Source organism: Thalassospira sp. GB04J01 (assembly GCF_000751115.1).
Classification (GTDB): domain Bacteria; phylum Pseudomonadota; class Alphaproteobacteria; order Rhodospirillales; family Thalassospiraceae; genus Thalassospira; species Thalassospira lucentensis.
Genome location: NZ_CCDX020000017.1, coordinates 78,955 through 105,015 on the forward strand (window position 1 = coordinate 78,955; position 26,061 = coordinate 105,015).

At 54.5% G+C, this 26,061-nt stretch carries 23 protein-coding genes; 11 read left to right on the forward strand and 12 right to left on the reverse strand.

The features are described from left to right. Positions 1 to 21 precede the first annotated feature (21 nt). From fhuB to AMM48_RS18315, 4 genes are read right to left on the reverse strand one after another with little or no spacing between them, the layout of a single operon-like run. Positions 22 to 2,043, reverse strand: coding sequence for a Fe(3+)-hydroxamate ABC transporter permease FhuB (gene fhuB, locus AMM48_RS18300; RefSeq protein ID WP_102785235.1), 2,022 nt, complete (start codon positions 2,041 to 2,043; stop codon positions 22 to 24). Then, positions 2,040 to 2,984, reverse strand: coding sequence for an iron-siderophore ABC transporter substrate-binding protein (locus tag AMM48_RS18305; protein ID WP_102785236.1), 945 nt, complete (start codon positions 2,982 to 2,984; stop codon positions 2,040 to 2,042). The genes fhuB and AMM48_RS18305 overlap by 4 nt, the downstream gene beginning before the upstream one ends. A gap of 3 nt (positions 2,985 to 2,987) precedes the next feature. Beyond that, a complete protein-coding gene (locus AMM48_RS18310; protein WP_102785237.1) occupies positions 2,988 to 3,923 on the reverse strand; it encodes an iron-siderophore ABC transporter substrate-binding protein in 936 nt (311 codons plus the stop codon). A gap of 10 nt (positions 3,924 to 3,933) precedes the next feature. Beyond that, positions 3,934 to 4,710 carry an ABC transporter ATP-binding protein gene (locus AMM48_RS18315; RefSeq protein WP_102785303.1) on the reverse strand — a complete coding sequence of 259 codons (777 nt, stop codon included), beginning with the start codon at positions 4,708 to 4,710 and terminating at the stop codon, positions 3,934 to 3,936. Between the two features lie 286 nt (positions 4,711 to 4,996). Between AMM48_RS18315 and AMM48_RS18320 the strand changes: the two genes are divergently transcribed. Both AMM48_RS18320 and AMM48_RS18325 read left to right on the forward strand, forming a co-directional pair. Beyond that, positions 4,997 to 5,887: an SMP-30/gluconolactonase/LRE family protein gene (locus tag AMM48_RS18320; protein WP_102785238.1), complete on the forward strand. Its 891-nt coding sequence runs from the start codon at positions 4,997 to 4,999 to the stop codon at positions 5,885 to 5,887. 275 nt (positions 5,888 to 6,162) lie between these two features. Continuing rightward, positions 6,163 to 7,728 (forward strand): YbaY family lipoprotein, encoded by a 1,566-nt coding sequence (locus tag AMM48_RS18325; RefSeq protein ID WP_102785239.1) that lies wholly within the window; start codon positions 6,163 to 6,165, stop codon positions 7,726 to 7,728. A gap of 95 nt (positions 7,729 to 7,823) precedes the next feature. Here the strand turns inward: AMM48_RS18325 and AMM48_RS18330 are convergent, their stop codons facing one another. Both AMM48_RS18330 and AMM48_RS18335 read right to left on the reverse strand, forming a co-directional pair. Further along, positions 7,824 to 8,330, reverse strand: a complete 507-nt coding sequence (locus AMM48_RS18330; RefSeq protein ID WP_102785240.1) for an N-acetyltransferase — start codon at positions 8,328 to 8,330, stop codon at positions 7,824 to 7,826. Between the two features lie 24 nt (positions 8,331 to 8,354). Then, on the reverse strand, positions 8,355 to 9,488 hold the full coding sequence (locus AMM48_RS18335; protein ID WP_102785241.1) for a type III PLP-dependent enzyme: 1,134 nt from the start codon (positions 9,486 to 9,488) through the stop codon (positions 8,355 to 8,357). A gap of 582 nt (positions 9,489 to 10,070) precedes the next feature. Here AMM48_RS18335 and AMM48_RS18340 point away from each other — a divergent pair. The 3 genes from AMM48_RS18340 (at position 10,071) to AMM48_RS18350 (ending at position 12,464) form a co-directional block, all read left to right on the forward strand. Further along, the gene (locus tag AMM48_RS18340; protein ID WP_102785242.1) at positions 10,071 to 11,306 is read left to right on the forward strand and encodes an SLC13 family permease; all 1,236 of its coding nucleotides are present in this window, start codon (positions 10,071 to 10,073) and stop codon (positions 11,304 to 11,306) included. A gap of 8 nt (positions 11,307 to 11,314) precedes the next feature. Continuing rightward, positions 11,315 to 11,728 (forward strand): DUF3830 family protein, encoded by a 414-nt coding sequence (locus AMM48_RS18345; protein WP_102785243.1) that lies wholly within the window; start codon positions 11,315 to 11,317, stop codon positions 11,726 to 11,728. A gap of 142 nt (positions 11,729 to 11,870) precedes the next feature. Continuing rightward, a complete protein-coding gene (locus AMM48_RS18350; RefSeq protein ID WP_102785244.1) occupies positions 11,871 to 12,464 on the forward strand; it encodes a VTT domain-containing protein in 594 nt (197 codons plus the stop codon). Positions 12,465 to 12,530: 66 nt separating this feature from the next. On the opposite strand, the gene AMM48_RS18355 is transcribed toward AMM48_RS18350, so the two are convergent. Then, positions 12,531 to 14,177, reverse strand: a complete 1,647-nt coding sequence (locus AMM48_RS18355; RefSeq protein WP_102785245.1) for a U32 family peptidase C-terminal domain-containing protein — start codon at positions 14,175 to 14,177, stop codon at positions 12,531 to 12,533. A 205-nt stretch (positions 14,178 to 14,382) separates the two neighbouring features. After that, a complete protein-coding gene (locus AMM48_RS18360; protein ID WP_102785246.1) occupies positions 14,383 to 15,165 on the reverse strand; it encodes a DeoR/GlpR family DNA-binding transcription regulator in 783 nt (260 codons plus the stop codon). A gap of 89 nt (positions 15,166 to 15,254) precedes the next feature. Here AMM48_RS18360 and AMM48_RS18365 point away from each other — a divergent pair, with 89 nt between their 5' ends. From AMM48_RS18365 to AMM48_RS18385, 5 genes are all read left to right on the forward strand, one after another. Beyond that, positions 15,255 to 15,899: a TIGR00725 family protein gene (locus AMM48_RS18365; protein ID WP_244271299.1), complete on the forward strand. Its 645-nt coding sequence runs from the start codon at positions 15,255 to 15,257 to the stop codon at positions 15,897 to 15,899. Positions 15,900 to 16,071: 172 nt separating this feature from the next. After that, positions 16,072 to 16,857 (forward strand): ABC transporter permease subunit, encoded by a 786-nt coding sequence (locus AMM48_RS18370; protein ID WP_102785247.1) that lies wholly within the window; start codon positions 16,072 to 16,074, stop codon positions 16,855 to 16,857. Next, positions 16,857 to 17,900 (forward strand): ABC transporter ATP-binding protein, encoded by a 1,044-nt coding sequence (locus AMM48_RS18375; protein WP_102785248.1) that lies wholly within the window; start codon positions 16,857 to 16,859, stop codon positions 17,898 to 17,900. The genes AMM48_RS18370 and AMM48_RS18375 overlap by 1 nt, the downstream gene beginning before the upstream one ends. A gap of 19 nt (positions 17,901 to 17,919) precedes the next feature. Then, positions 17,920 to 18,990 carry an extracellular solute-binding protein gene (locus AMM48_RS18380; protein ID WP_102785249.1) on the forward strand — a complete coding sequence of 357 codons (1,071 nt, stop codon included), beginning with the start codon at positions 17,920 to 17,922 and terminating at the stop codon, positions 18,988 to 18,990. 47 nt (positions 18,991 to 19,037) lie between these two features. Then, positions 19,038 to 19,889, forward strand: coding sequence for an ABC transporter permease subunit (locus AMM48_RS18385; protein WP_102785250.1), 852 nt, complete (start codon positions 19,038 to 19,040; stop codon positions 19,887 to 19,889). An 87-nt stretch (positions 19,890 to 19,976) separates the two neighbouring features. On the opposite strand, the gene AMM48_RS18390 is transcribed toward AMM48_RS18385, so the two are convergent. The 4 genes from AMM48_RS18390 to AMM48_RS18405 form a co-directional block, all read right to left on the reverse strand. Beyond that, the gene (locus tag AMM48_RS18390; RefSeq protein ID WP_198413562.1) at positions 19,977 to 21,497 is read right to left on the reverse strand and encodes an alanine/glycine:cation symporter family protein; all 1,521 of its coding nucleotides are present in this window, start codon (positions 21,495 to 21,497) and stop codon (positions 19,977 to 19,979) included. A gap of 37 nt (positions 21,498 to 21,534) precedes the next feature. After that, a complete protein-coding gene (locus AMM48_RS18395; RefSeq protein WP_022732168.1) occupies positions 21,535 to 21,969 on the reverse strand; it encodes a universal stress protein in 435 nt (144 codons plus the stop codon). A gap of 349 nt (positions 21,970 to 22,318) precedes the next feature. After that, complete coding sequence (locus AMM48_RS18400; RefSeq protein ID WP_102785251.1) at positions 22,319 to 23,548, reverse strand: M20 family metallo-hydrolase; 1,230 nt, start codon at positions 23,546 to 23,548, stop codon at positions 22,319 to 22,321. A gap of 13 nt (positions 23,549 to 23,561) precedes the next feature. After that, positions 23,562 to 24,227 carry a DUF1028 domain-containing protein gene (locus AMM48_RS18405; RefSeq protein WP_102785252.1) on the reverse strand — a complete coding sequence of 222 codons (666 nt, stop codon included), beginning with the start codon at positions 24,225 to 24,227 and terminating at the stop codon, positions 23,562 to 23,564. Between the two features lie 242 nt (positions 24,228 to 24,469). Between AMM48_RS18405 and AMM48_RS18410 the strand changes: the two genes are divergently transcribed. After that, positions 24,470 to 26,038, forward strand: coding sequence for an ABC transporter substrate-binding protein (locus tag AMM48_RS18410; protein ID WP_102785253.1), 1,569 nt, complete (start codon positions 24,470 to 24,472; stop codon positions 26,036 to 26,038). The last annotated feature ends 23 nt before the right edge of the window (positions 26,039 to 26,061 follow it).

Consider the following 26,061-nt stretch of genomic DNA (forward strand, 5'->3'; position numbering starts at 1 on the left):
CCTTTCGCAGTCGGTTCACACTTATCGTTTGCGTGCGGCGAGAATCAGGAAATAGCTGGTTCCGATCAATGCGGCAATCAGGCCGGTTGGCAATTGCTGTGGATACAGCATGTTGCGTGCCAGCCATTCGGCCACCATCATTACATTGACCCCGATCAAAACCGCCCCCAGCAAATGCCCACCGGCAAGGCGATATCCGGCAACACGCGCCAGATGTGGCGCCATCAGCCCGACAAAGCTGAGCGGCCCGACCAGAAGCGTTGCCGCCGCGGCCAGAATGGCGGCGACCAACATCATGGCGAACTGGAACGTTGAAATGCCAAGGCCAAGTGATACCGATTGATCTGTGCCAAGGGATGCCAGTTCAAGCGGACGGCGCAGGGCAATCGCAACAATCAGCAAGACACTGGTAACACCTGCGACAACCATGACCTCGTCCATATTGGTGAAATAGGTCGTGCCCGCCAGCCAGGACAGCAACATTGATGTCTGTGTGCCACTGCGGGTCAGCACAATGCGCACGATAGCACCGAGAATGGCGGTCAGGGCAAGACCGTTGAGCAACATATAATGCGGCGCATGGGTGAATTTGCGACACAGCGCGAGTAAGACGACCAACGAGATAATCCCGCCTGCGGCCCCGATCATCATCAGGTCGGCCCTTTGACCAAGCCCGAAAACCGTCAATGCGATGATAATCGCAAGGGCTGTGGCCGAACTGACCCCGGTGATTTCCGGGCTGGCCAGCGGATTGCGCCCGACCCGCTGGATCAGGGTGCCCGATACGGCAAGGGCGGCCCCGCAAATCATTGCGGCAAAGGTGCGTTCGGCCCGTCCTGTGAGGATGTCAAAACTGCTGTCGCCCCATGGGCTGGTCCAGCCCAGAACGGCAAAACCATTCCCGTCAAGCGATGTAAACAGCGAGAACACCACGCCAACAATCAGGGTGCCACCAAGAAGGATGCTCAACCCGGTTTTGGAAATGATCTGTTGATCGCTGTGCTGATCATCGCTTTGTTGGCCGGGCATAATCCGGGCTTTGCGCAGGATCAGGATGATAAACGGGGCGCCAAACAAGGCCGTCGCCGCCCCGGTCGGCAGGATGTCGCCGCCAAGCCCGTTAAACTGGCGCACCATGAAATCAATGAACAGCAATGCAAATCCACCGGTAAACACCGAATAGATCATAAGATCGCGCGACCGCGTCAGTCCGGCAATCCGCAAGGCGGCGGGAACAGCCAAGCCGACAAAGCCGATCATCCCGGCGGCTGAAATCACCGATGCGGTGATGAACACGGCAAAGCCAAGGATCAACAGACGCAAAACCGTGACCTTGGCCCCCAGTGAACTGGCGGTATCATCGCCAAGCGCCAAAAGGTCCAATGGGCGTGACAGGGCCAATACCGCAATCATGCCAATCGCAACACGCGGCAGGATAAACAGCGTGGATTCCCAGCCGTTCTGGGCCAGATCACCGGCCCCCCACATAAAGACCGATTGTAAATACTGTTCGTTAAACAACAGCAAAACCTGCGTGCCCGATTGCAGCAACAGATTAACAATCATCCCCGCTAGAATAAGCCACAGCGTCGCATTGCCGCGTTTGGCGGCAATCAGATACACTGCACCCAGCGCAATCATCCCGCCAGCAAGCGCGAAGGCTTCTTGAAATATCGCAAAGGAGGCCGGGGCAATCAGAATGAAAATCGTCAGGGCAAATTCAACACCGGCCCCGACACCAAGGGTCGTGGGGGATGCTAATGGGTTGCGCAGAACCGTCTGGATGGCCGCCCCGGCAAGGGCAAGCCCCGCCCCGCACAGAAACGCCATCGCAAGGCGCGGCAGGGTGCTGTAATGAAACAGGATCTGGTCAAAGTCGGTTTCATCGGGTGACAGGATCACCTGACCGGCAAGGCCGCGTTGCAAAAACGGCCAGAAATCAGCAATCAGCACGCCAATACAACACAGCGCCAGAACGCCAAGCACAATGGTCGGCGTGCGGGGGAATACACGTTTTATGTCCAGACGGGCGGTCGGGCTCATTGCACGGGGCCGCTTTCAAGGCTTTCGGCCAAAAGCCGGGCAAAGCGCAAGCCCGATGCCACCCCGCCATAGGCCCAGACGACCGGTAACTCATAGACCCGCTTGTTGCGCACGAAATCCATGACTTTCCACATCGGGGATGACCAGACTTTCTGATAAATCACATCGGGGATCGGATTGGTATAGACCAGCGTGGTTTTGGCCAGTGGGGCCAGGATTTCAAGCCCGCCACGGGCAAACCCCCATTTTGATACCGGTCCGTCATAGGACATTGGGACATCCATGCGCTTTAAAACCGATCCGGGCAGGGACGGGGCGCCAAACACGCCGATATTGGTTTCTGAATAGAAGCTTGCAATCGTAATCTTGTTGCCGTCGCCAAGAACCGCACGCACCCGCGCACCATACTCGGCAAGTTTTGTATCGACCTGTTTTAAATATGCCTCGCCTTCTGCCTCACGCCCGATGGCCTTGGCGACCTTACGCATCATGGTGCTTGCGGTATCAAACGCGACATTGCCATCATCATAGACCGACAAAACCATCACCGGCGCAATGTCCGAGAGGTTTTCATAGGCCATTTCCAGTTCCTGACTGATCAGGATCAGATCGGGCTTGGCCGCACGCAGGGCTTCAAGGTTTGGCGATCCGCGCTGTCCGATATCGGTGAAATTTTCCGGTAAATCCGGTTTGGCAACCCATTCACGGTAATCGGCCGGATCGGCAATCGCGACCGGATCAAGCCCCAGCGCCATAACGGTTTCGGTAAAGGCCCAATTGGTCACGGCAACTCGTTTGGCCGGGTGTTCAAGGGTAAGCGTACCGCGTTCATGTTCAATGACAATTGGTTCGGCGAATGCAGGATCAATTGGGATGACAGACAAGCCACCGGAAATACCAAGAACGAGCAGGCAGAAAATAAAAGGGCGCAGGATTTTCATTACTCAGGATCCGTTGGCAGCAGTAACCGCATCGGCAAGCTGTTCGGCAAACCGTGCACCAGACAATACCCCGCCAAACGACCAGCTTGACGGGACGTCATAGACATGACCGTTCCGCGCAAACGGCATGGCTTTCCAGATCGCGGAATCAAACAGCTTTGCCTTGGCAGCGGGCGGGACGGGTTCAACATGGGCAAATTGCACATCGCCCAGCTTGGCAAGGTCAGACACATCGCCATTGCGGAAGGCCCAACTGTTGACTTCCCCGGTCCAGGCATTGGCAAATCCCATCCGGTTCAAAACAGACCCGAACAGTGAATTTTTGCCATGGATGCGAAAATGCGCGTCATCAAGAATGCGCACGATGGCAAAGGGTGCATCATCGCCGACCGATGTCCGTATGCGGGACGCCGCGGCCGCAATCCGGTCATTGGCCGATGCGATGACCTGTTCGGCGGTGTCGGATTTTCCGGTCAGTTTGCCGAGGTTGCGCAGCAAGGTTTCGGCGCGATCCATCGCCGGTTCGCCGGTATTTGTATTATAAATCGAATAGACCAGTGTCGGGGCAAAGCCCGACAGTTTGTCATAGGCCATCGCAACGTCCGAGCTGATCAGGATGGCGTCGGGTTTGGCGTCGCGCAGGGCCTCGAAATTGGGTTCGCGGCGGGTGCCAAGATCGGCAAATGTTTCGGGCAGTTCGGGTTCGACCACCCAGGTGCGATAGCCATCAGCTTCGGGGATGGCGACGGGATCAACCCCAAGTGCCAGAAGGCTTTCGGTCAGCGACCAATTCGACGTGGCAAAGCGGGTTGGTGTGACGTCAAAGGTGGCATCCCCCAGTTCGTGGGGGAATGTTTCCGCCCCGGCGGAAATGGGGAAAAACCCGCCCAGCACAAACAGGCAGGTGGCCGCAGCCCGGCCAAACGAGAACTTTTGCATCTTTGCGTTCCTATGCAACATAGCTGACGAAACGGGTGCTGCCCGGCACCGCGATGACGTCGATTTCAGTTTGGAAAATGTCGCGCAGGATCTCGCCGCGCATGAAGTTTTGGGCATTCCCCTGCCAGCAGGTCCGTCCGCCGCGCAAGGCCAGAATATGATCGGCAAAACGCCCAACCATGTCGATGTCATGCAAAACCGCAATCACCGTCAGACCAATGTCGTCTTTAAGCTTGGCAATCAGATGCAGGATGTCGCGTTGATGCCCGACATCAAGGGCCGATGTCGGCTCGTCAAGCAGCAACACCGGCGCATCCTGCGCCAGAAGCATCGCCAGCCAGACCCGTTGGCGTTCGCCACCCGACAGGCTGGCGACCAGGCGGTCGGAAAATTCGGTGACATGGGTCATTTCCATGGCCCGGTCGATCATGGCGTGGTCTTCGGTCCGATACCGCCCAAATGCCCCGCGCCACGGATAACGGCCAAACGCAACCAGTTCGCGCACGCTTAAATGCGGTGGGACCACCGGATTTTGCGGCAAATAGGCGACCTTGCGGGCAAAGTCGCGTGTGCCATGCCCGGCAAGGGCCGCACGATCAAGGTGAATGTCGCCCGATGCCGGTTTGTTTTTGCGCGCCAGCAGTTTAAGCAACGTGCTTTTGCCCGATCCATTGTGGCCGACAATCGCGCTAAATTCTCCGGTCGGGAAGCTGACCGTGATGTCATCAAGCAGCGTTTTGGGATGTTTGCCGTCACTTTTAAAGGTGACGTCTTTCAGATCGAACATGTGCCGGAAACTCGCAAAAACGGGAATGGGGTATGACGGTCTGCGAAGCATGGTCCGCGCGCCTTCCCAATATGAGAATGCCTATCAATTACCTGCGGTAAATGCAACCGAGTTGCGATTGCAAATCTAAAAATACCAATCATCATACAAAATGACTTTTCAGCAATTCCCATTCCGGGTAGCAATATGGGTCAATGATTGTCGATCTTGTTTTCCATGCCGGATGGGTGGGGGCACAGACGATAAAACAAAGCGGAAAACCGCAAGGAACGATCAGGGAGACACCATGTCCGACGTTAAAACGGTCTTGCCAAACTTACGCTGCAGCTTGGGCGAGGGGCCGCATTGGGATGCCAAGGATGGCGTTTTGTATTGGGTCGATATTGTTGGCAAAACGGCCTATGCGTTGCGCCCCAATGATGGGGGGTCGCGCAGCTGGACATTTGATCAGCCGGTGGCAGCAATTGTGCCGCGTGAAAATGACGGACTTTTGGTCGCCTTGGCGGATGGCTTGGCGTTTCTGGATGCTGAAAGCGGGGAAACCACGCCGTTTGTTGCCCCGGATTCCGATCATGCGGGCAACCGTTCGAATGAAAGCCGGGTTGATCCGATGGGGCGTTTCTGGCACGGCACCATGCAAAACAACATCGGCCCGAACGGCGAAGATTTGCCGGTGACGGTTTCAACCGGAACCTTGAACCAGATTACGGCCGATGGTGATGTAACACGATTTGAATCCTATATCGGCATCTCGAACACCTTGCTGTGGTCTGATGACGGTACGAAGATGTTTTTTGGCGATACCATCAAAAACACGCTGAATGTCTATGACTTCGACATGAAAACCGGCGTGCCATCCAACCCGCGCGCATTCTTTGGCCCGCAGGATCGCGGTAATATGGATGGATCGGCGATGGATGGGGATGGCTATATCTGGAATGCGCGCTGGGGCGGGGGATGCCTGATCCGCTTTAACCCGGCCGGGGAGGTTGACCGGATTGTCGAGCTGCCGGTGACCCAGCCAACCAGTTGCGTGTTTGGTGGTCCGGACCTTAAAACGCTTTATATCACCTCGGCCGCAGTCGGGTTGGAGGGCAATGGCAATCCGCTTGAAGGGGCGCTTTTGTCGATCAGGACCGATGTCGCCGGGCAGGCCTGCACGCGGTTTGCCGGGTAAGGCAAACTGGTCCGGGTAATTGTATGAGGATTAAATATCCCGATTTCTGCGCCTAGGATTTCGGGTCCTGACCCTAGGGATGTTTTGAAAGTCAGGGACCATTTCCTGACAGATTGCCAGATGCTTTGTCTCCGTCTTGCTACATGACCAATTGATGTAATTTGGCTGATTTCGGTGCTCGGCCTATTTTTAGCCTTGGTTTTACGTATGTTTGGCGGCACGATTAACGAACTTAAAAAAAATCGCCAGCAAAATACGAGCAAACTGGGGCCAGAATGAAACGACTTTCTTTTACTTGGGGATCGCTGCGCACGATATGCGCCATCAGCATGGTGATGCTGATGGCCGGGTGTGCGGGGATGCAATCAAATACGGCCAAAGTGACCGGGACGGTGACGTACCGGGAACGCATTGCCTTGTCACCCGAAAGCAACACCCTTGTTGTCCGGCTTTTGGATGTGTCGCGCGCCGACGCACCGGCAACCGTAATTGCGTCCGTGTCCAATCCGGTTTCAAACCCGCCGATGGGTTTTATCCTGCCCTATGATCCGGCAAAGATTGATGCGCGCTTCACCTATGTTGTCGAAGCGTCGATCATAAACAAGAACGGCGATCTTGTGTTTCGCAATGATCAGGCATACCGGGTCATTACGGGCAATGCCCCAAGTGACGTCGAGATCATGGTCAAGCAGATCGCACGACCGATGTCAGACGGGGCACGCAAAACGAATGGATCGGATGTATCGCGCGATGTGGCCGCAATCGAAAGCCGACTTGGCGATTTGCGGGTCATCCCCGGTCAATACCGCGATGGCGACAATACGGTCAGCTATCAGGCATATGTCACGACCGACGATGTCCCGGTCTATGTCGAAGAGCATCGCGACCTTGGGAAATATGGTCGTTCGGATGTGAAGTTTTATTATCGCAACGGCACCTTGTTGCGGTTTGCCGAGGACGCCGAACGCACCAATTTTGGCGGGAATACATCAGACAGCGCATTGCAATACACGCTTGAACTTGATTTCGCGATGGGGCGCTTTTCAGACGGCAGCAAAACCATCAATGGCGAAGCAAGTGAACCTGACGAACATGAAATCAGCGGCGCACTTGCCCAAAGCAAGGTCGCATTGTCACGAATTGACGCAAAACTCAGCGAAAGCAGTGCTGTCCCCCTTGCCGGACCACAGATTTTTGTCTGTGAGGACAAGGGTCGTTTTTCCGCCCGATTTGACGATCAGGCCAACACGGTTGTGATTGAATTCCCCGGCCGTGAACCGATCGCACTCGATCAGAAGCGTACAGCATCTGGCTATGAGTACGGCAATGATCAGTACGATTTGCGCGGCAAAGGCCAGGAGGCCACATGGCAAAGCCCGATGGGGACTACCCGCTGTGCGGTTTCGGCGAATGCGATGTCACTTGCCCTGGCGCCGGGCAACTTCCCACTTGTTAAGACCGTTGATTTGAAAAAACCGGGAAACAATGAATGGACCCGTTATTTCGAAGACCTGTGGCCGGCTATCAATGCCTGCATTGTTGAAAATCCGGGGGATCTGGTGTCGGTACTGAAAGCCTGGCCGACCAACCATGGCATGGTCGGGGTGCGTACGGTTAATGGCAATGGCGGACGATATGACTGTCTGGTGCCGTCTGACGGGTTTGGCACGGCCCACACCGAATTGGTCGAGGCCACCACAAACATCCTGCCTGGTGAAAATCAGGTTCTGTTTACCCCGGCCAACGGGGCCTATCCCGGTGGTGACTGTTTCAGTCATGAACGGCTTGAACAGGATGGGGTGTTTATCGGCTGGTTGTCACACAATAGTTGCACAAGCTAGGCCAACGCAATTGGCCGGAACGCAAAAGCCCCGCAGCATCGCTGCGGGGCTTTTTGTTTGGTGTGTTCATCAGTTTAGACGGACTAGTGAGACGCTTAGTGAGCTGTGGCACCGGTTGCGGTCAGCAGCCCCTGCGAATCCGAAAGGGTGTCACCATTGCCCAAATTGATGCCAAGGAACCGATGGCGGTCAAAAGGACCGGGCATCAGAAGTCCATGGGCCGGATCAGCGGTAAAGCCAAACCGGGCATAGTAATCCGGGTCGCCAACCAAAAGAACCGACCGGTGGCCAGCCGACTGGGCGGCATTGAGTGCGGCATACATCAAGCCCGCACCGACACCAGACCCGTTATAGACTTTTTCAACCGCAAGCGGCCCCAGCAACAGCGCAGATCCGCCGTTGCCAGCATTAACATTCCACAACCGGACGGTGCCGATCATGTGGTTGCCGTCAAAGGCAACAAAGGCCAGACCGTCTGCCGGGCGCCGGTTACGGCGCAGCACTTCGGACGATTTGGTAAACCGGGCCTGTCCCATGACGCGGTCGAGCAGGATTTCACGTTCGACGTGGTCAAACTGCCCTTCGCGATCAATCGTGATCATTGTCCTATCGTTCCCAAAAAGGGGTCAGATGATATAGGAGGCCAACGGCGCAAAGCCGTTGAACGCCACGGACGCATAGGTGGTGGTGTACGCACCGGTGGCCTCGATCAGAACCTCATCGCCAATCGTCAAGGCAATCGGCAAATCATAAGGTTTCTTTTCATAGAGCACGTCGGCCGAATCACAGGTCGGACCGGCCAAAACGCACGGGGCAACATCGCCACCATCATGAATGGTCGTGATCGGATAGCGGATGGCTTCGTCCATGGTTTCGGCCAAGCCGCCGAATTTACCAATGTCGAGATACACCCAGCGCACCGGATCATCGGCATGTTTGCGCGAAATCAGCACCACTTCGGCTTTGATCACGCCAGCATCACCGACCATGCCACGGCCCGGTTCGATGATGGTTTCTGGCATGTGGTTGCCAAAATGGGTGTGAAGCGCGTCAACAATGGCGGTGCCATAGGCCTCGGTTTTCGGGATGTCGCGCAGATAACGGGTCGGGAAACCCCCACCCATATTGACCATGCGAAGGACAATGCCCTTATCGGCAAGTGTGCGGAAGATCGTAGAGGCTTCTGAAAGGGCGGTATCCCATGCATCAAGGTTGCATTGCTGCGATCCGACATGGAACGATACGCCGTACGCATCCAGACCCATGTGATGGGCATGCTCAAGAACCTCAAGCGCCATGGATGGTGCGCAACCAAATTTGCGCGACAGCGGCCATTCAGCGCCTTCGCCGTCGGTCAGGATACGGCAAAATACGCGTGCAGCCGGGGCGACACGGGCAATTTTTTCAACTTCTTCGACGCAATCAACTGCGAACAAACGCACACCAAGTTCAAAGGCGCGTGCAATGTCGCGTTCTTTTTTAATCGTATTGCCAAATGAAATGCGTTCAGAGGTCGCACCAGCAGCCATCGCCATTTCAATTTCGGCGACAGAGGCAGTGTCAAAGTTGCTGCCAAGATCAGCCAGCAGGCTGAGGACTTCCGGTGCCGGGTTGGCCTTAACCGCATAGAAAATGCGGCTATCGGGCAGGGCACGGGTAAAGGTTTCGTAGTTGCGCTGAACCACGTCAAGATCGACAACAAGGCACGGGCCTTCTGGTCGGTTCTGGGCAAGAAAATCAATAATACGCTGCGTTGCCATTGGGGCGTTCTCCCATTCCACGTTATGGCAGCTTGCGGTACCTGATGCGTTTTGGCGCGGTGGAGGCGCGTGACGCGGACTACCTGCAGGCTGAATAAGGTTCCGGTGCCTACCGGAACTTGCGAAGTCTGCCTCGCTATGGATCGGGAGTCTCCCGTCCGCACGTGGGCAATGATGGTGTGCCTCTTTAGTGTCGGTGGATTTGGACAACCACCTGAGACCAAAAAAGCCCTACACCGTCGTTGCTTTAAGTAAGTCCTACAGGGTTCTTGAAGTAAGACCACCACAGGCACGTGCGACTTTGGGCAAGTCGCGATGTACGCCCATTGCTTTTTCCACGCAAGTGAAATTTTCAACCCATTTGTCATGAAACAATCGCAGGATCGTCGAAGAAGTGATGTTGCGGCGCAAAAAATGGCTCAAAAGGCCATTTTCTCGGGTCGTAAGAAGTCCAGTTACTGCATTTTGGTATGGGGCATTGCAATTTGTGCATGAATGCAAAGTCAATTGACCGGTTGAAAATGACGCTGTAGCCATGTTCAAGACCTGTGCACTGTGCCGTGGTCATCGGGGGATTTTCGCATGAACTGGCTGATTGCAGTCGTGTTTATCGGTGTTTATATCGGCATGGCGCTTGGCCGTTGGCCGGGGCTTGCGATTAACCGCACGGGCATTGCCGTGTTCGGGGCGGTGGTCCTTTTGCTAAGCGGTGCAATCAGCGGCGAAGGCGCCTTGGCGGCGATTGATTTTGCCACCCTTGCTGTTTTGCTGACATTGATGGTGTTGTCCTCGCAATATGCCGCCAGCGGATTCTTTGACTGGATTGGGAATCGGATTACCAATCTTGGCGGCGGCCCGCGCGGATTGCTGGCCGGTGTTATTGCGGTTTGCGGCATTTTATCAGCGGTAATGACCAATGATGTGGTGGTGTGGGCGGTAACACCGGTTTTGATTTCCGGCGTTGTCGCACGCGGGCTTGATCCCAAACCCTTTGTGATTGCGGTTGCCTGTGCTGCTAATGCCGGATCGGCGGCAACGCTGATTGGTAATCCGCAAAACCTGATGATTGCCGAATTTGGCAATCTGGATTTTGGCAGTTTCCTGATGGTTTGTGGTGTCCCGGCGGCGATTGGGCTTGTCACGGTATATGCTCTGATCCTGCGAAGCCCGATGATGCGTGCCCAGTTGGCCGATGGCGGGGTGATGGCACCTAAGCGAAAAGACGCCAATGCGCCCCAACCCGTTTTGGATAAGAAAATCCTGACCAAGGCCGTCGTTGCGACATTTGCGGTGATTGCGATTTTTGTCTTTGTCGAAGACCGCGCACTTTGGTCGCTTTTGGTCGTTGCTATCCTGCTGCTCAGCCGCCGTTTACCCACCGATCAGGTTTTGGGACGGGTGGACTGGCATTTGCTCGCGCTGTTTTGTGGATTGTTCATCGTGACCGGGGCGATGTCGCAGGATGCAGAAATCGCCAAGCTGTTTCGCGATATTCTTGTTACCTTGCAGATTGATCATTGGGCTGTGCTGGCTGCGGTTTCGCTTGCCGGATCAAACACCATCGGGAATGTGCCCTTGGTCATGATGTTATTGTCGCTTGGCCCGGACTGGAGCCAAAGCATGTTGCATGGCTTGGCCGTTTTTAGCACATTGTCGGGAAATTTCCTGATCGTGGGGTCGGTTGCCAATATCATTGCTGTTGAACAGGCGCAAAAAGCCGGAACGGTGATTTCCTTCGCCGAATATGCGCGCCTTGGCGTGCCGATTACACTGATCAGTCTGGCCCTTGCACTGGGCTGGATGGCCTTCATTTCATAGGATTACCGATGACCAAGATCAAAATCACCGCTGGCCCATTCACCTTTGACGGGGTTCTCGAAACCCAAAAGGCGCCAGAAACCTGCAAGGCCTTTGTTGACCGCATGCCGTTTGAAAGCAAGGCCGTTCATGTGCGCTGGTCTGGTGAAGGGGTGTGGATGCCGTTGGGGGATTATCAGTTTGGGGTGGGCTATGAAAACCACACCAGCTACCCGGCACCGGGCCAGATCATCCTGTATCCTGGCGGGATCAGTGAAACCGAAATCCTGCTGGCGTATGGCGGGGTGCATTTCGCATCGAAAATGGGCCAGCTTGCAGGCAACCATTTCATCACGGTCACCAGTAATCTCGAAGACCTTGAAAAGCTCGGTAAAATGACGCTGTGGGAAGGGGCCCAGCCGATCAAGTTTGAATTGGCGTGAAGCTTGGCAAATGATCCCGTCAGTCTGTCTGGTTTGTTGGTCTTGGGCGTAGTCTTGACTAAGGTGTGATGTGGCACACTGGCCTAATGGATGGCTGTGCTTTAGAACGCGACACCCATTTATCAAGCAGGCGAGTATCGACGTGATAGAAACGATCAATCTGTGGATTCAGGATCATCAGGATCTGGTCTATATCCTGATTTTCACCTATTGCGTCAGCAAAAGCAGCATCTTACCTGTGTTCGTAGGCATTCTGGTTGCATCGGAAAGCCTGCTTTTGGTGCCGTCATTGACCGCGATGATCGCCGGTGGTTTTGCCGGGGACATGTTGCGCTTTGGACTGGGACGGCGCTATGGTGAGGTGATCGTTGCCAAAATGCCAAAGTCCTTTGCAGGGTGGATGGGCAAGACCATGCGCCTGTTTGAACATTATGGCGTCGCCTATATCCTTTTATGTCGTTATCCCAACACCATCCGCATGATTGGGATGTTGCCAGTCGGCATGAGCTCGATGTCGCTGATCCGTTTCTTGCCGCTCAGCACCCTATCCCTTCTGCTTTGGGTCGGGATTTACGTCGCACTTGGGTATAGCTTGGGGGCGAGTATGTCAGAACTTCTCGAACATAATTTGATGTTACTGGGGCCGGTCTTGTTGTTGGTCTTTGTCGCGGTAGGCTGGCTGGCGTTGCGCCGGATTGACAAGCTTGAAGAACGGGCCTTGAAGGCCACGGAATAGGCAAAACAAAACGGCAGCCTTTTAAAGGCTGCCGTTTGTATTTGAGGAGCAAGGTAAGGCTTGTGCTTATTCCGCGGCAATCGTCTTACCGTCACGCTCCAACATCTCACCCTGTTTGCGTTTGGCAAGGACCTCGCGTGCCTTGGCGTAACTGTCATCGTGCCAGAAGATCAGGCAACCGTTACAGCCCCGGCCACAGCACCCTTTGGTGCCAACGCGCGGGGTGCGGAAGGAACGGTCTTTCTGGCGGTCGTCAAGGGCGGTTTGAAGCGCTTCGCGTTTGGCGTCATAGCGCTCTTCGTTGCCCTTGCCCATTTCGATCTTGTGACCTTCTTGGTCAAGTTTCATGCGCTGCCATTCGTCTTCGGTCAGCGCCTTTTCCTTGCGGATGATGGTCATCGGCGGGAAGGCGGTGCGCAGATAGTCGCGGTCTTCAAGTTCCATCAGATCAAACGGAATGCGCACAAGCGGCTTGTTGCCGGCATGCACGGCTTCGCCGACCTTGCCGGTTTTGGCATCAATGAATTCATACATGCGGATGAAAACGGTTTTACGCCCGCGTGGGGGGACGATTTCAATCACATCACCAGCCAGCATGCGGTTTTTGACCGACATGATAAAGGCATCGTCTTCGACGGCTTCGATCTGCCCGGCAAATTCCCAGTCCGACACATTGCCCGATGTGTCATAGCCGTGCGCATAGTTGGTCAGACGGCCATCGTGGAAGGCCAGGGTGTAGCCCCGGTTCGGGATGGTCGACAGTTCCTTCATATAGGTTTCAGCCGACCAGTTTTCCGGATCTTCGTACCAGTCATCAATTGCCATGCGGTATGCACGCGCGACCAAACCCGCGTAATAGGCACTTTTGCCGCGCCCCTCGACCTTGAGGCTATCGACCCCGATTTTCAGGTAATCTTCAAGCTTCGGCATGATGCACAGATCGCGGGAATTAAGGATATAAGACCCGCGCTCATCTTCCTGAATTTCCATCAGCTCGCCCGGACGCATTTCTTCTTCAAGGAAGAAATCAAACATCTCAAGGTTTTCTTCGGTCAGGTGCAGTTCCTTGACCGTGCCGTCCTTGAGCTTCATGTGGACTTTGTATTTCCAGCGGCATGAATTGGCGCATGCCCCCTGATTGGCGCCACGTTCGGACATAAAGTTCGACAGCAAGCAGCGCCCGGAATAGGTCATGCACATCGAGCCATGCACAAATGCCTCGATCTTGATGTCCTGACATTTGGCACGGATTTCGGTCAGTTCCTCGTAGGAAACTTCCCGGCCGAGAACGACAAGCTTGGCCCCGATGCTCTGCCAGAATTTGACCGACTGCCAAGAACAGACATTGGCCTGTGTCGAGACATGCAAATCAAGTTCCGGTGCATGTTCACGGACAAACATAAACACGCCCGGATCGGCGACGATCAATCCGTCTGGTTTGACCTTGCGCACGGTATCGACATATTCCGGCAGCTTGTCGATGTCCTTGTTGTGTGAAAACAGGTTCAGCGTCAGATAAACGCGAACGCCATGTTCATGGGCAAATCCGATGCCCTCAACCACATCTTCAAGTGACATCTGGCTTTTGACCCGCAATGACAGGTCCGGCGTGCCCATGTAAACAGCATCTGCGCCATAAAGCACGGCGACTTTCAGCTTTTCGAGCGAGCCTGCGGGCATCAGCAATTCGGAACGGTGCGATTGATTACTCATCACGTGCGGGTCTTTTCTATTGATCGTCTGCGGGAAATCTCTGTGCCTGATCTCTCATCAGGCGTCTCTCATCAAGTGGGCGCTTCATATCACGAAGCAGCCATGTTGCCGATTAAAATCGCATATTTTCCTGCCCTTGCATAGGTGACCGGATGATCGGCAGCCATGCCCGGTGTGCAAGGCGCGGCCTCAGGGACGTAACCCCTTATTGCGGAACAAGGATGTCGCCGCCAGCCTGCGTCCAAGAACGCCTAAAGGCTTCATCGGGAGTTTGGTCGGTGACCAGAAGGTGAAACGCGCTTGCTTCGTTAATGCGCAGGAACGCTTTGCGGGTCAACTTTGTGTGGTCTGCAATCAGGATGTTCTTTTTGGCGGTACGAGTGGCGGCTGTTTTGACGGCAACTTTTTGCATGTCATGATCAAGCGGGGCGGCATGTTCATCAAAGCCCGAACAGCCGATAATCGCAAAATCCAGCGCAAAGCGCCGAACGGCCTTATCCGTGTCGGGCCCGACCAATGATCCGTCGTTGCCATGCACCGTGCCGCCAATGACATGAATTTCCGAGTGCGATTGCGCCGAGACAATGGTTGCGGACAGAAGGCTGTTGGTGACAATGCGCAGATTGCGGTGATTGCCAAGGGCACGTGCGACGGCTTCTGCGGTTGTGCCAACATCAAGAAAAATGGCGGAGCCATTGGGGATCAGTTTTGCGGTTTTTTCGCCAATAAGCTGCTTGCCCTCGGCGGCGAGCCGGTTTTTCTGCTCATGGCCAAGACGTACCATATTGTTGGGCAGCCCGGCCCCGCCGTGGAAACGCTGCAAAATCCCCTGTTTGCTCAGATCAATGATGTCGCGCCGCACCGTTTGGGTGGAGACATCAAACTTCTCGGCCAGAGCTTCAAGCGTCGCAAATCCTTGATCGCGAACAATATGGACAATGTCGCGTTGGCGTGGGGTTAGTTCTGATTGCGGTTCAGATCGGGTCATTCGAAACTGCCTTAAATCTTTCTCTGGTGTTTTGTTTGTAAATTATATTACACACTCGGCGACTGTTTTTTTACTGAAAGGACGCATCGTTGCTACAGCTTTATATTGATACCCAAAAAAATCAGCTTTGTCGCGGCAATGAGGTATTTGATCCGTGGATGTTGTCTTGGGCCGCATCGGACATGGCTGCAGATGGGGTCGAAGGCGGTTCTTCTGATCGTAAAAATGTTACCCCCGAAGAAGCCATGGGTTGGTTGTTTGCGACCCAAAAAGTGCGTCAGGTGCCCGTGGCTGTGATTGGCGCAAAAGAAGCCAGCCCAGAAGAATGCGAGATGGCCGAAGAGCTGGGCCGTAAATTGGGCGAAGTTGGTTATGCGCTTCTGACTGGTGGGCGGACAGGGGTTATGGAAGCCGCGTCACGCGGGGCTTCGCAGTCTGGCGGTATCGTGATGGGGCTTCTGCCTGGGGACGAATGGGAAACGGCAAACCCCTATGTCACCATTCCGTTGGCAAGTGGAATTGGTCCGACGCGGAACTCGATCATTGCGCGCGCTGCACGTGTTCTTGTTGCTGTTGGTGGCGGGGTTGGCACGATTACGGAGATGGCCTATGGGCTGCACTATGATCGCCCGGTTTTTGCCTTGCCCAGTGCGCCGGAAGTTCCGGGTGTTCAGCGTTTTCAGGATGTTGACACTGTGATGGCCGAGGTTGCTGTGGTCTTTCTGAGGGGCTGATCGTGATTGCCATGCAGTGTGTAAATGCTGTGTCATCAAATGTAATAAAACTTACATTGGTGTAAATTTTGGAAATCTGTAAATTGACGTCACCACACAGGCCGCCGGGCCAGATAGCTGTCTGGGATTTTGGAAATGACCAAGGATACGGTTTGATGATGGGACGAATTTTATGGGGCTGATAACGTTCCTTTACAGCGTTTACCTGCTGGCCCCGATCGCCCTTTTATTGGTGGGGTCATTCGGGGCAAGTTGGACAAACACGTTGCTGCCGACAGGGTTTACCTTTGATTGGTACATAACGGTTGCCGAGGACCCCAGTTTTCGCCGCGCCTTCTTGACCAGCCTTCAAGTTGTTGCCGCGACATGCGTGATCAACGTGCTGCTGGGGGTTCCCTTTGCCTATGCGGTGTTTTCTGCTGCAAATCGCGGGGTTCGATTGGCAGCGCGCATTTTCACCCTGCTTCCGGTTGCGGTGCCTGAACTGGTCCTTGGTTTTGGCTTCATCATTGTGTTTTCCAGTGATGTGTTGCCGTGGCTTGGAACGACGTGGTTGTTGATCTGTGCGCATTGCGTTCTGACCTTGCCGTATCTGGTTGGCACGTTACTGACCGATATGGATCGTCTTGGTATTGCCGAAATGGAAAAGGTTGCTGAAACGCTGAGTGCCGGGTTCTGGCGCCGCTTCATCGATATCGTCTTGCCGTCTATCCGCTACAGCCTGCTGTCGGGCTTGATGATGGTGACCGCAATTTCAATCGGTGAATTTCAAATTTCCAATCTGATCTCGGGCTTCTTGTCGCGCACCTATCCGGTTGTTTTGTTGCAGGCCTTTTATGGTGCAACCGGGCTCGCCTGTGCGGCGACAGTTATTCTTATCGTCTTGGCCCTGTTTGCGGCTGGTGGCGGTGCATTTGGTGCGCGCTTGGCGCGAATGCGTCAAAAGGTACGCGTATAATGATCCGTTTTGAAAATGTGACCTATCGTTACGGCGATGGGGAAGGTGGTATTTCCAACGTGAACCTTCGTGTTGAGAAGGGCGAGTTGCTTGCCGTTATTGGTCCGTCGGGATCAGGCAAAAGCACGTTGTTAAAACTTCTTGCCGGGTTTATGGAACCGCAATCGGGCAGCATCTGGATTGAGGGCAAAGATGTCAGCGGGGTGGCGGCACGCCATCGCGATCTGGGGATTGTTTTTCAGTCCTATGCTTTGTTCCCGCATATGACGGTGCTTGAAAACGTTGCCTATCCGCTGCGTCTTCGTGGTGTAGATCGGGCGGAACGGTTTGAACGGGCGTCAAAGGCGCTTGGCGAGGTCGGGTTGTCATCGGCAACCGATCGTTTGCCTGCCACCTTGTCGGGTGGGCAGCAACAGCGTGTCGCCTTGGCGCGTGCGTTGGTTTACCAACCAAAGGCCTTGTTGCTTGATGAACCGCTTTCGGCACTGGATGCATCGTTGCGCACCGAAATGCGTGATTTGATCACCCATGTGCAGCGCACGGCACAAATTGCCACCATCCATGTCACCCATGATCAGGAAGAAGCCTTGTCGATGGCTGACCGCATTGCGGTGGTTCATCGCGGCGAAATCCTGCAGGTCGCATCGCCCAAGGACCTTTATGACAAGCCGTTTAACGCCACGGTGGCGGCGTTTGTTGGCAAGGCCAATCTTTGGATCGGGGATGTGATGTCATCGACGTGTGTTCGCACCGAATTTGGTGATATCGCCTGCGACGCCAGCGATTGGGGCATCGGCGACCGCGTTAATGTCATGGTCCGGCCCGAGGCGATCATGCCGCTGACCGCTGACCAAAATCCTGAACAAGCCCCGAATTATTTTAACGGCACGCTGGTGCAGGACAGGTTTTTGGGGGCTGTACGCCGCTATGACCTTTCTGTCGCGGGCTGTGTCATCACCGGTGAAACCGGGTACCGCGGTTCACTTTCACGTATTTCCATTCCTTTCGACAGCGTCCGACTTCTTCCCTTGCAGGACGATTAACCCATCAGGAGAACGACCAATGGCGTTTAAGATCAAGGCAGCAGTGGTTGCCGCACTTTCCATGTTGCCCATCACGGCACACGCATTTGACGGGCCGGAACTGTATGACGGCGAAAAAGCCCTGTACGAACAGGCCAAAGAAGAAGGTCTTGTTGTTTCGTTTGATACCGGACCAACGTGGGCCAACTGGGCAGCACAGTTTAAGAACTTTAAGCAACGCTACCCCGGTGTTGAAATGGTCTATAACGACCTTGGATCAGCGGCGACCGTTGTCGCACTTGATAAATCACGCAACCGTCCGCAGGCCGACACCGCGTATTATTTCGCCGGTTCCGCCCTTGATGCGGTTGATCGCGATGTCGTTGCCCCGTTCGAGCCGGTCAATTTTGATAAACTTCCGCCGGAATTGCGCGATGAAGCAGGTAAGTGGTTCACCATTCACAAGCTTGATGTGGCATTTTTGGTCAACAAAAAGCTTGTCAAAAACACCCCGCAAAGCTGGGCAGATTTGCTAAAGCCGGAATACAAGAACTCGGTTGTTTATCTTGATCCGCGTTCGACCGGCCAGGGCCAGGTTGTTGTGTTTGCCGCGGCCTTTGGTAATGGCGGCAGCATGGATGACGTCAAGCCGGGGATCGCGTATCTGGCGGAATTGCACAAATCGGAAAACGTTCTTCGCACCATGGGCACGACCCCTTATGCGCAGTTCCTCAAAGGGGAAATCCCGATTTGGATCGGCTATGAAAACGATGGCCTGAAAGCAAAATACAAAGACGGTATGGGCGACGACATTGATGTTGTGATCCCTAAAGAAGCATCTGCTGCGGCCCCTTATGCCATCAGCATGGTCAAAAATGCCCCGAACCCGTCGGCGGCAAAACTTTGGCTGAACTACATCATGACCGAAGAAGGTCAGGTGACCTTTGCCGAAGGCTATGTGCGTCCGTCTGTTCCAGGAGTGAAATTGCCCGCAGATGTCGCAGAAAAAATGCCCGATGCCCCACAGATCAAGCCGCTTGATATCGTTAAGGCGACCAAGCTTAAAGCGCAAATCGACAGTGGTTGGTCCAAGGCCGTTCTTGGCCAGTAATTGATCCCTGCATCCTGTGCAGGTCCTGACAACGGAGATCAGGTAAAATGATCGGACTTCCTAAACGGGCATTGATATGGCTAGCGCTGCCGGCAACGGTGTTCTTGTTTGCCTTCTTTGTCCTGCCTCTGATCTTTGTTGCGGCGGACTCTTTTTCGGATGGCGGCTCTGCGTATAGCAGGGTCGCTTCCGATCCGGTGTTCTGGGCCGGGTTAAAGGGCAGTTTTGTTATCGGCATTGCCGCACCGCTGTTTTCGCTGGTGGTCGGTTACTTTGTGTCTTTACATCTGGCGGGTAAATCCGAACGGGTGCGGACCTTGCTGATGTTTGGCATTTCTTTGCCGCTGACATTTTCGGGTTTGATTGTGGCTTACGGGTTTATTCTGACCTTTGGGCGGGCCGGATTTGTTACAAGCTTGCTGGCCGGGATCGGTGCAGATCCGGCGGTGATTGGCGGGTTTATTTTCTCGCCGCTTGGGCTTGGATTTACCTATTCCTATTATCTGATCCCGCGCGTTGTCATGGTGCTGTTGCCCCCGCTTGTGAATTTCGACTATGCCCAGATTAATGCGGCAAAATCGATGGGGGCTTCGGGTTTTCGCGCGCATCTCGATATTTTACTGCCCCAACTTATTCCCGGCTTTATTTCTGCATTCTGCCTGACATCTGCGGTGGCATTTGGCGCATATGGCACCGCACTGGCCTTGGTCGGTACGCAGGTGAATATCCTGCCGCTGGTGCTGTATTCGAAAATATCAGAAACCGGAAGCGACCTTCCGGCGGCATCGGCGATTTCGGTTATTTTGATGGCCATTTGTATCTTGATTACAGCCGCTGCTGAAACTGTTTCGGCGCGGAAATCCACCAAAACATCGCGTCGAAAAGTAAGTGTCGCCTAATGGTATTAACGTTGGCATTAAAGCCAAACACCCCTGTCAGCGTCACAGGGGTGTTTGTGCTTTTGTCTTTGGGATATGGAACGCTGTCTATTTGACCTTCTTGATTTCGCCGCGTTCAATCTTGTCCCAATATTGAGTGACCTCGCCGCGCACCACCGACATCAGGAAGTACAGGCCAATGATGTTGGGAATAGCCATGGCAAAGATCATGGAGTCCGAGAAATCAATTACCGGACCAAGGCTCATTGATGCCCCGACGATGACACACAAGCAGAAGAACAGCTTGAAAACGATCTCTTTGCCTTTGCCTTCACCGACCAGATAGGTCCAGCCTTTAAGCCCGTAATAGGACCATGACAGCATGGTTGAAAAGGCAAACAGCACAACCGCCAGTGCCAGGATCAACGGGAACCATGTAAAGGCCGATGCAAATGCAGCCGATGTCAGCTCAACCCCGGTCAGACCGGAATTAAGTTCACCACTGATGGTAATCACAAGGGCGGTCATGGTGCAGATCACCACCGTATCAATGAACGGCTCAAGCAGGGCGACATAGCCCTCGGTGATGGGTTCTTTGGTGCGCACGGCTGCGTGGGCAATGGCAGCAGAACCAATGCCCGCTTCGTTGGAAAACGCGGCACGTTTAAAGCCCTGAATAAGCGCGCCCACAAAGCCACCGGCAACCCCGGCACCGGTAAAGGCCCCGACGAAGATCTGAGTGAAGGCATCGCCGACCATGCTGATGTTGCTGATGATAATAATCATGCCCGCAGTGACATAAATAACCGCCATCAACGGCACGATTTTTTCCGTGACCTTGGCAATGGATTTAATGCCGCCAATAATGACAACGCCAACAATGATTGCCATGACAAGACCAAACAACCAGCCCGATCCGGCCAGGAAGCTGTTTTCGCCCCCGGTGACATTGACAACCTGCTGAAACGCCTGATTGGCCTGGAACATGTTGCCGCCGCCAATGGCACCGCCGATACAGCACACCGAAAACAGGATGGCCAATACCTTGCCAAGTCCCGGTCTGCCCTGTTCGGCCAGCCCCTTGGACAGGTAATACATCGGACCACCCGACACCCGACCATCGGGGTATTCGTTACGGTATTTCACGCCCAGCGTACATTCGGTGAATTTGGATGCCATGCCCAGCAACCCGGCAAGGATCATCCAGAATGTCGCCCCCGGACCGCCAATGGAAACGGCGACGGCCACACCTGCGATATTACCAAGGCCAACCGTGCCCGAAAGGGCGGTGGCAAGGGCCTGAAAATGCGAGACTTCACCAGCGTCTTCGGGGTGGGAATAGTCCCCCTTGACCAGTGATATAGCGTGGCCGAATTTGCGGAACTGCACAAACCCGAAATACAGGGTGAAAATGGTGGCCGCGATCACCAGCCACCCGACAATCAGCGGAAAGGCGGTGCCAGCAACCGGGACGGAATAGAAGATGGTCCCGGCGATAACGTTGGAAATGGGGGCGATGGCTTGATTGATTTTCTCGTCCAGGCTGACTTCCTGCGCGGTGGCGACATGTGGCAGAAGGGCCGACATCAATGCAACGGCGCTTGCCGCGGCTGTCTTTTTCCAGAACATGAAGTTTCTCCGGTTTATCTTTTTTGGTGTGATTGCCTTACGGAACGACCGTGACCGGAACAGGCGATGCCTGCACCAGTGTCAGGGGCAAACTGCCCAGTAACCGCGCACCCAGCGCGGAACCGCCTTTACGGCCAAGAATGATCTGCGATGCGTTCTTTTCTTTTGCGATCGCACAGATCAGCTCGCCGGAATGGCCGTATCGGACTTCCGAAGTCACCGGAACTTTTAGTTTGGCAAGAGCATCGAGCGCGGGCTTGAGTGTTTCCTCTGCGCGCGACAATTCTTCTGTACGGCGTTGATGCCGTTCTTCCAGTTCCTTTGTTGAAAGGAAGCTGTAGGGGGACCACTCAAGAACAAAAACCAGATGAACGGCACAGCCAACGGCTGCTGCGCGTTGACCGGCAAATTCTGCGGCACGTTGTGCTGCATCAGTTCCGTCGTAGCCTACGAGTATCGGCTGGTCGGTCATGTGCTTCTCCTGATCAGAGACGAATTTGTCAGGTAGATTCTCCCACGGCACGCAATGCAAAAATGGTTCTTTTGCACCTTGTCGCGATGGTCAATGACGGCAGGACGACGGTTTCCCCGATATGCATTCCCCCGCCGCCAGTTGAGGCGACACAAAACAAAGGATACATAAAAATGAAATAATTTCGCTAAAAAGTTGATTTAAGGGTATTTCGTATGTGCCTAGGATTGGGTTTTTCGGGGCCAAAACAAAATAAAACGCGCCGAAATGAACTCGGTGCGTCGTAAAATACTGTCTGTTTATCGAAAAAGAGTGAGAAGAACCGGGTGTGCTAGATCGATGACTTGGCCTATAGACCCTTCATCGGGCCAACCATTTGCAGGAAATCGATCAATACGGCTGCTGCGACATCGGCATCCTCGGGCGTGATGGCTTCGTCGGGATGATGGCTGAGCCCATCACGGCAACGAACAAACAGCATGCCGATGTCACACAGATCATGCATCGCCAATCCATCATGGCCCGCACCACTAAACAGGCGGTGGGGGGTGATACCCTGTTCGCCAATGGCCTGACCCAATCCATTCATGATCCAGTCGGCACATTTAACACCTTCTGCCTCATAGGTTTGATCCGCCGAGATTTCGACCCGGCGGTTGCGCGCAATATTGGGCAGGGCCGACAGGATCTGCCCCCGGCCATTGACCCGCACGATACGTTCGGGCGCGCGCAGCTCAATCGTCAGGTCAACATGATCGGGAATGACATTAACCGCATTTGGCGTGACATCGATTTTGCCAACCACACCGACCATCCCCTCGGTGGCCGAGCAAATGGCTTCGACCTGATGAATAACGTCGGCGGCGGCAACCAATGCGTCATGGCGGTCCGCCATCGGGGTGGTTCCGGCATGGCTTGCCTTGCCCTGAATGCGCACGCGGTGGCGTTCGATCCCGGTCAGGGCCGTGACCACACCAACCGGCAAATCCATTTTTTCAAGAACTGGTCCCTGTTCGATATGGATTTCGACAAAGCCGAGAATATTGCCCTTGTCCCGTCTAAGGGTTGGGATGTCATCGGGATTGCAGCCAAAGGCCTTTAGCGCGTCGGCGACGGTGATGCCCTGATCGTCGGTGGCGTTCAATGCATTGGGATCGAATGTCCCGGCAAGCGCACGTGATCCAACAAGAGTTGACTGGAACCGCGTGCCTTCTTCGTCACCAAAGACAACGATCTCAATGCCGAACGGCAATTCAATGCCCGCCTTGGCAAGATGTGCAATCACCGCAATCGGAAGGGCAACACCCAGCATCCCGTCATATTTCCCCCCTGAAACCACGGTGTCCTGATGGGAACCAAGAATAAGGGTCGGTGCACCTGACAGGGCTTTCTGATCGCGCCCGACGATGTTGCCAGCCGCATCAATTTCACTGGCAAGACCCGCCTTGCGCATCCAGTCGCAAATCAGCGGGGTAACCGTACGGTGTTCATCGCTTAAAAACAGGCGGGTAACACCGGGGCCGGGCAGGCTGTGACGGGCGGCATCTTCAAGACGGTCAAAGATCAGTTGGCCAAGCATTATGATGGGAGCCTTAGTACTGGTGGGGCTTGTCGGGTGTCGGAAGTCGGTCAAAGAACATGCGATATTCAGGATCGCGGGTCATATCGTAAAGGCGTTGCAATTCTGTCATCGGATAAGGGTGGTCATCAACCCGAAGATCAAGCGGCAGGGCATTTGGATAGACAACCTTGATCATGGCCGAGGTGGTACCGCGCACATCGCCACCGGCCTCAAACCCGGCAACAAGTGCGTCCAGAAGACAAAGTTCAAACCGTTGCGATGTCTGTGTCAGGGTATGAAATCGGTCACGCATCACATTTGGCACATTGGCATGGGCCAGCATATTACCGCCCAGTACAAGGTCGCGTTCAACAAGATGGGTGGTTTCAGGGCGGTTTTTATCCCCGGTCCAGGCAGCGGTTTCACCATTGCCATCGAGCACCAGCAACTGCCGCCATTGGCGACCATCGTCGGCATTTGTCAGTTCATCACGCACCGAATCGGCTCGTTTACCGGATTCAAGCAAGGTGAGACCGTTAATCCCGTACCAGTAGTTGGTTGAAAACCCCTGCGTCGCAATCACGCCGATACCGGGTTTGAGATGCGGGACAAAGCCACCCACGGCCAGATTTCCCGTCGCACTGGCAATGCCCAGTGCATTGGTTTTCGGGTCTCTGGCGACGATTGTGTAAGTCATGTTTCCTGCCTGTGTCCCAGCTTAGCACGATGGCGGTCTGGAAATTTATTATGATAAATAATTGCCGAATTCGAATTTATCATTATAAATAGGTTTTGCAACCGTCACATCCGAACGCATCGACAACGGGTTCGGAAAACGGGAAACGTCGTTTAAAAAAAAGAACACCACAAAAGCGGTGCGTTGTCGTTCGGTTCGGTTTGAGCCGGGGTAACAGGAAGGTTTCAACAAGGGAGGCTTGAATGAAAAGCCTGTTTAAAGGGGCGCTGACAGCAGCCGCCCTCGCGGTTTGTGCATTCGGGTTCGGCCATGCCGAAGCCCAGACCCCACCGGGTGTTCTGGTGGTGGGTCAGATTGCCGAGCCCAAATCACTTGATCCGGCGGCTGTGACCGCCGTGAACGATTTTCGCATTCTGATGAATGTCTATGATGGTCTGGTCCGCTACAAGGATGGCACGCTTGAAGTTGAGCCTGCCTTGGCGGAAAGCTGGACGATTTCTGGTGACGGGACGGTGTATACGTTCAAGCTGCGCGATGGGGTGACATTCCATGACGGCACCCCGTTCAATGCCGAGGCGGTGAAATACAATTTCGACCGTATGCTTGACGAAAACCATCCCCAACATGACACCGGCCCGTTCCCATTGGCGTTTTTCTTTAGCGCTGTGGAAACGATTGATGTCGTGGACGATCTGACGGTCAAATTTACGCTTAATGCGCCTTATGCACCGTTCCTGTCCAACCTTGCCTATCCGACCGGCCTGATCGTTTCACCGGAAGCCGTGAAAGAATTTGGTGCGGATTACGGTCGCCATCCGGTGGGCACCGGCCCATTCAAATTTGCTGAATGGGAAAGCAATGCCAAGGTCGTTGTCGTGCGCAATGATGACTATTGGGAAGAGGCTGCCAAGCTTGAAGCGGTTGTGTTTCGTCCGATCACGGATGCCAATACCCGTGTGGCTGAACTGATGGCCGGGGGCATTGATCTGATGGTCGAAGTGCCGCCAGATAGCCTGACGCAGCTGTCGGGGGACGACAATTTCAGTGTCTATGAACAGGCCGGACCGCATCTTTGGTTCCTGATCCTGAACATGAAAGAAGGCCCGTTCAAAGACAAGAAAGTCCGTCAGGCGATCAACTATGCGATTGATAAAAAGGCACTGGTTGAAAACGTCCTTCAGGGCACGGCCGAAGTCGCCGCCGGGCCAACCCCGCCCGCATTTGCATGGGCCTATAATGAACAGCTTCAGCCTTATCCCCATGATATCGAAAAGGCAAAACAGCTGATCAAGGAAGCCGGTGCCGAGGGTGCGGAAGTGACGTTCTATGTCACCGAAGGCGGTTCAGGCATGCTTGATCCGATCCCGATGGGGGCGGCCATTCAGGCGGACCTTGCGCAGATCGGTCTGACCGTTGCAATTGAGACATACGAATGGAACACCTTCCTTGGTAAGGTGAACCCGGGTCTTGAAGGCAAGGCAGATATGGCGGAAATGGCCTGGATGACCAATGATCCAGATACCTTGCCATATCTGGCACTGCGCACCGATGCGTGGCCCGACAAGGGCGGGTTTAATTCCGGGTATTATTCCAACCCGGAAGTCGACAAGCTTCTTGAAGCTGCGCGTTCGTCCACCGATCAGGCTGAACGGGCCAAGCTGTACCGCGAAATGCAGGAAATCGTTTATGACGATGCCCCGTGGGCCTTCATCGCGAACTGGAAGCAAAACGCCGTTTCAAGCACCATGGTTGATGGTTTCAAATTGCAGCCATCCTTCTTCCTGCTGCTTGATGACGTTGTGAAAAACTGATCTGATCTTTGATGCCGGGGCGG

Coding starts and splice junctions, on each gene's coding strand:
- AMM48_RS18305 (WP_102785236.1), bottom strand. CDS start 2,984: ATGAAAATCCTGCGCCCTTTTATTTTCTGCCTGCTCGTTCTTGGTATT.
- AMM48_RS18410 (WP_102785253.1), top strand. CDS start 24,470: ATGAAAAGCCTGTTTAAAGGGGCGCTGACAGCAGCCGCCCTCGCGGTT.
- AMM48_RS18395 (WP_022732168.1), bottom strand. CDS start 21,969: ATGACCGACCAGCCGATACTCGTAGGCTACGACGGAACTGATGCAGCA.
- fhuB (WP_102785235.1), bottom strand. CDS start 2,043: ATGAGCCCGACCGCCCGTCTGGACATAAAACGTGTATTCCCCCGCACG.
- AMM48_RS18330 (WP_102785240.1), bottom strand. CDS start 8,330: ATGATCACGATTGATCGCGAAGGGCAGTTTGACCACGTCGAACGTGAA.
- AMM48_RS18360 (WP_102785246.1), bottom strand. CDS start 15,165: ATGACCCGATCTGAACCGCAATCAGAACTAACCCCACGCCAACGCGAC.
- AMM48_RS18315 (WP_102785303.1), bottom strand. CDS start 4,710: ATGTTCGATCTGAAAGACGTCACCTTTAAAAGTGACGGCAAACATCCC.
- AMM48_RS18320 (WP_102785238.1), top strand. CDS start 4,997: ATGTCCGACGTTAAAACGGTCTTGCCAAACTTACGCTGCAGCTTGGGC.
- AMM48_RS18370 (WP_102785247.1), top strand. CDS start 16,072: ATGGGGCTGATAACGTTCCTTTACAGCGTTTACCTGCTGGCCCCGATC.
- AMM48_RS18325 (WP_102785239.1), top strand. CDS start 6,163: ATGAAACGACTTTCTTTTACTTGGGGATCGCTGCGCACGATATGCGCC.
- AMM48_RS18340 (WP_102785242.1), top strand. CDS start 10,071: ATGAACTGGCTGATTGCAGTCGTGTTTATCGGTGTTTATATCGGCATG.
- AMM48_RS18390 (WP_198413562.1), bottom strand. CDS start 21,497: ATGTTCTGGAAAAAGACAGCCGCGGCAAGCGCCGTTGCATTGATGTCG.
- AMM48_RS18400 (WP_102785251.1), bottom strand. CDS start 23,548: ATGCTTGGCCAACTGATCTTTGACCGTCTTGAAGATGCCGCCCGTCAC.
- AMM48_RS18355 (WP_102785245.1), bottom strand. CDS start 14,177: ATGAGTAATCAATCGCACCGTTCCGAATTGCTGATGCCCGCAGGCTCG.
- AMM48_RS18345 (WP_102785243.1), top strand. CDS start 11,315: ATGACCAAGATCAAAATCACCGCTGGCCCATTCACCTTTGACGGGGTT.
- AMM48_RS18405 (WP_102785252.1), bottom strand. CDS start 24,227: ATGACTTACACAATCGTCGCCAGAGACCCGAAAACCAATGCACTGGGC.
- AMM48_RS18375 (WP_102785248.1), top strand. CDS start 16,857: ATGATCCGTTTTGAAAATGTGACCTATCGTTACGGCGATGGGGAAGGT.
- AMM48_RS18310 (WP_102785237.1), bottom strand. CDS start 3,923: ATGCAAAAGTTCTCGTTTGGCCGGGCTGCGGCCACCTGCCTGTTTGTG.
- AMM48_RS18385 (WP_102785250.1), top strand. CDS start 19,038: ATGATCGGACTTCCTAAACGGGCATTGATATGGCTAGCGCTGCCGGCA.
- AMM48_RS18335 (WP_102785241.1), bottom strand. CDS start 9,488: ATGGCAACGCAGCGTATTATTGATTTTCTTGCCCAGAACCGACCAGAA.
- AMM48_RS18380 (WP_102785249.1), top strand. CDS start 17,920: ATGGCGTTTAAGATCAAGGCAGCAGTGGTTGCCGCACTTTCCATGTTG.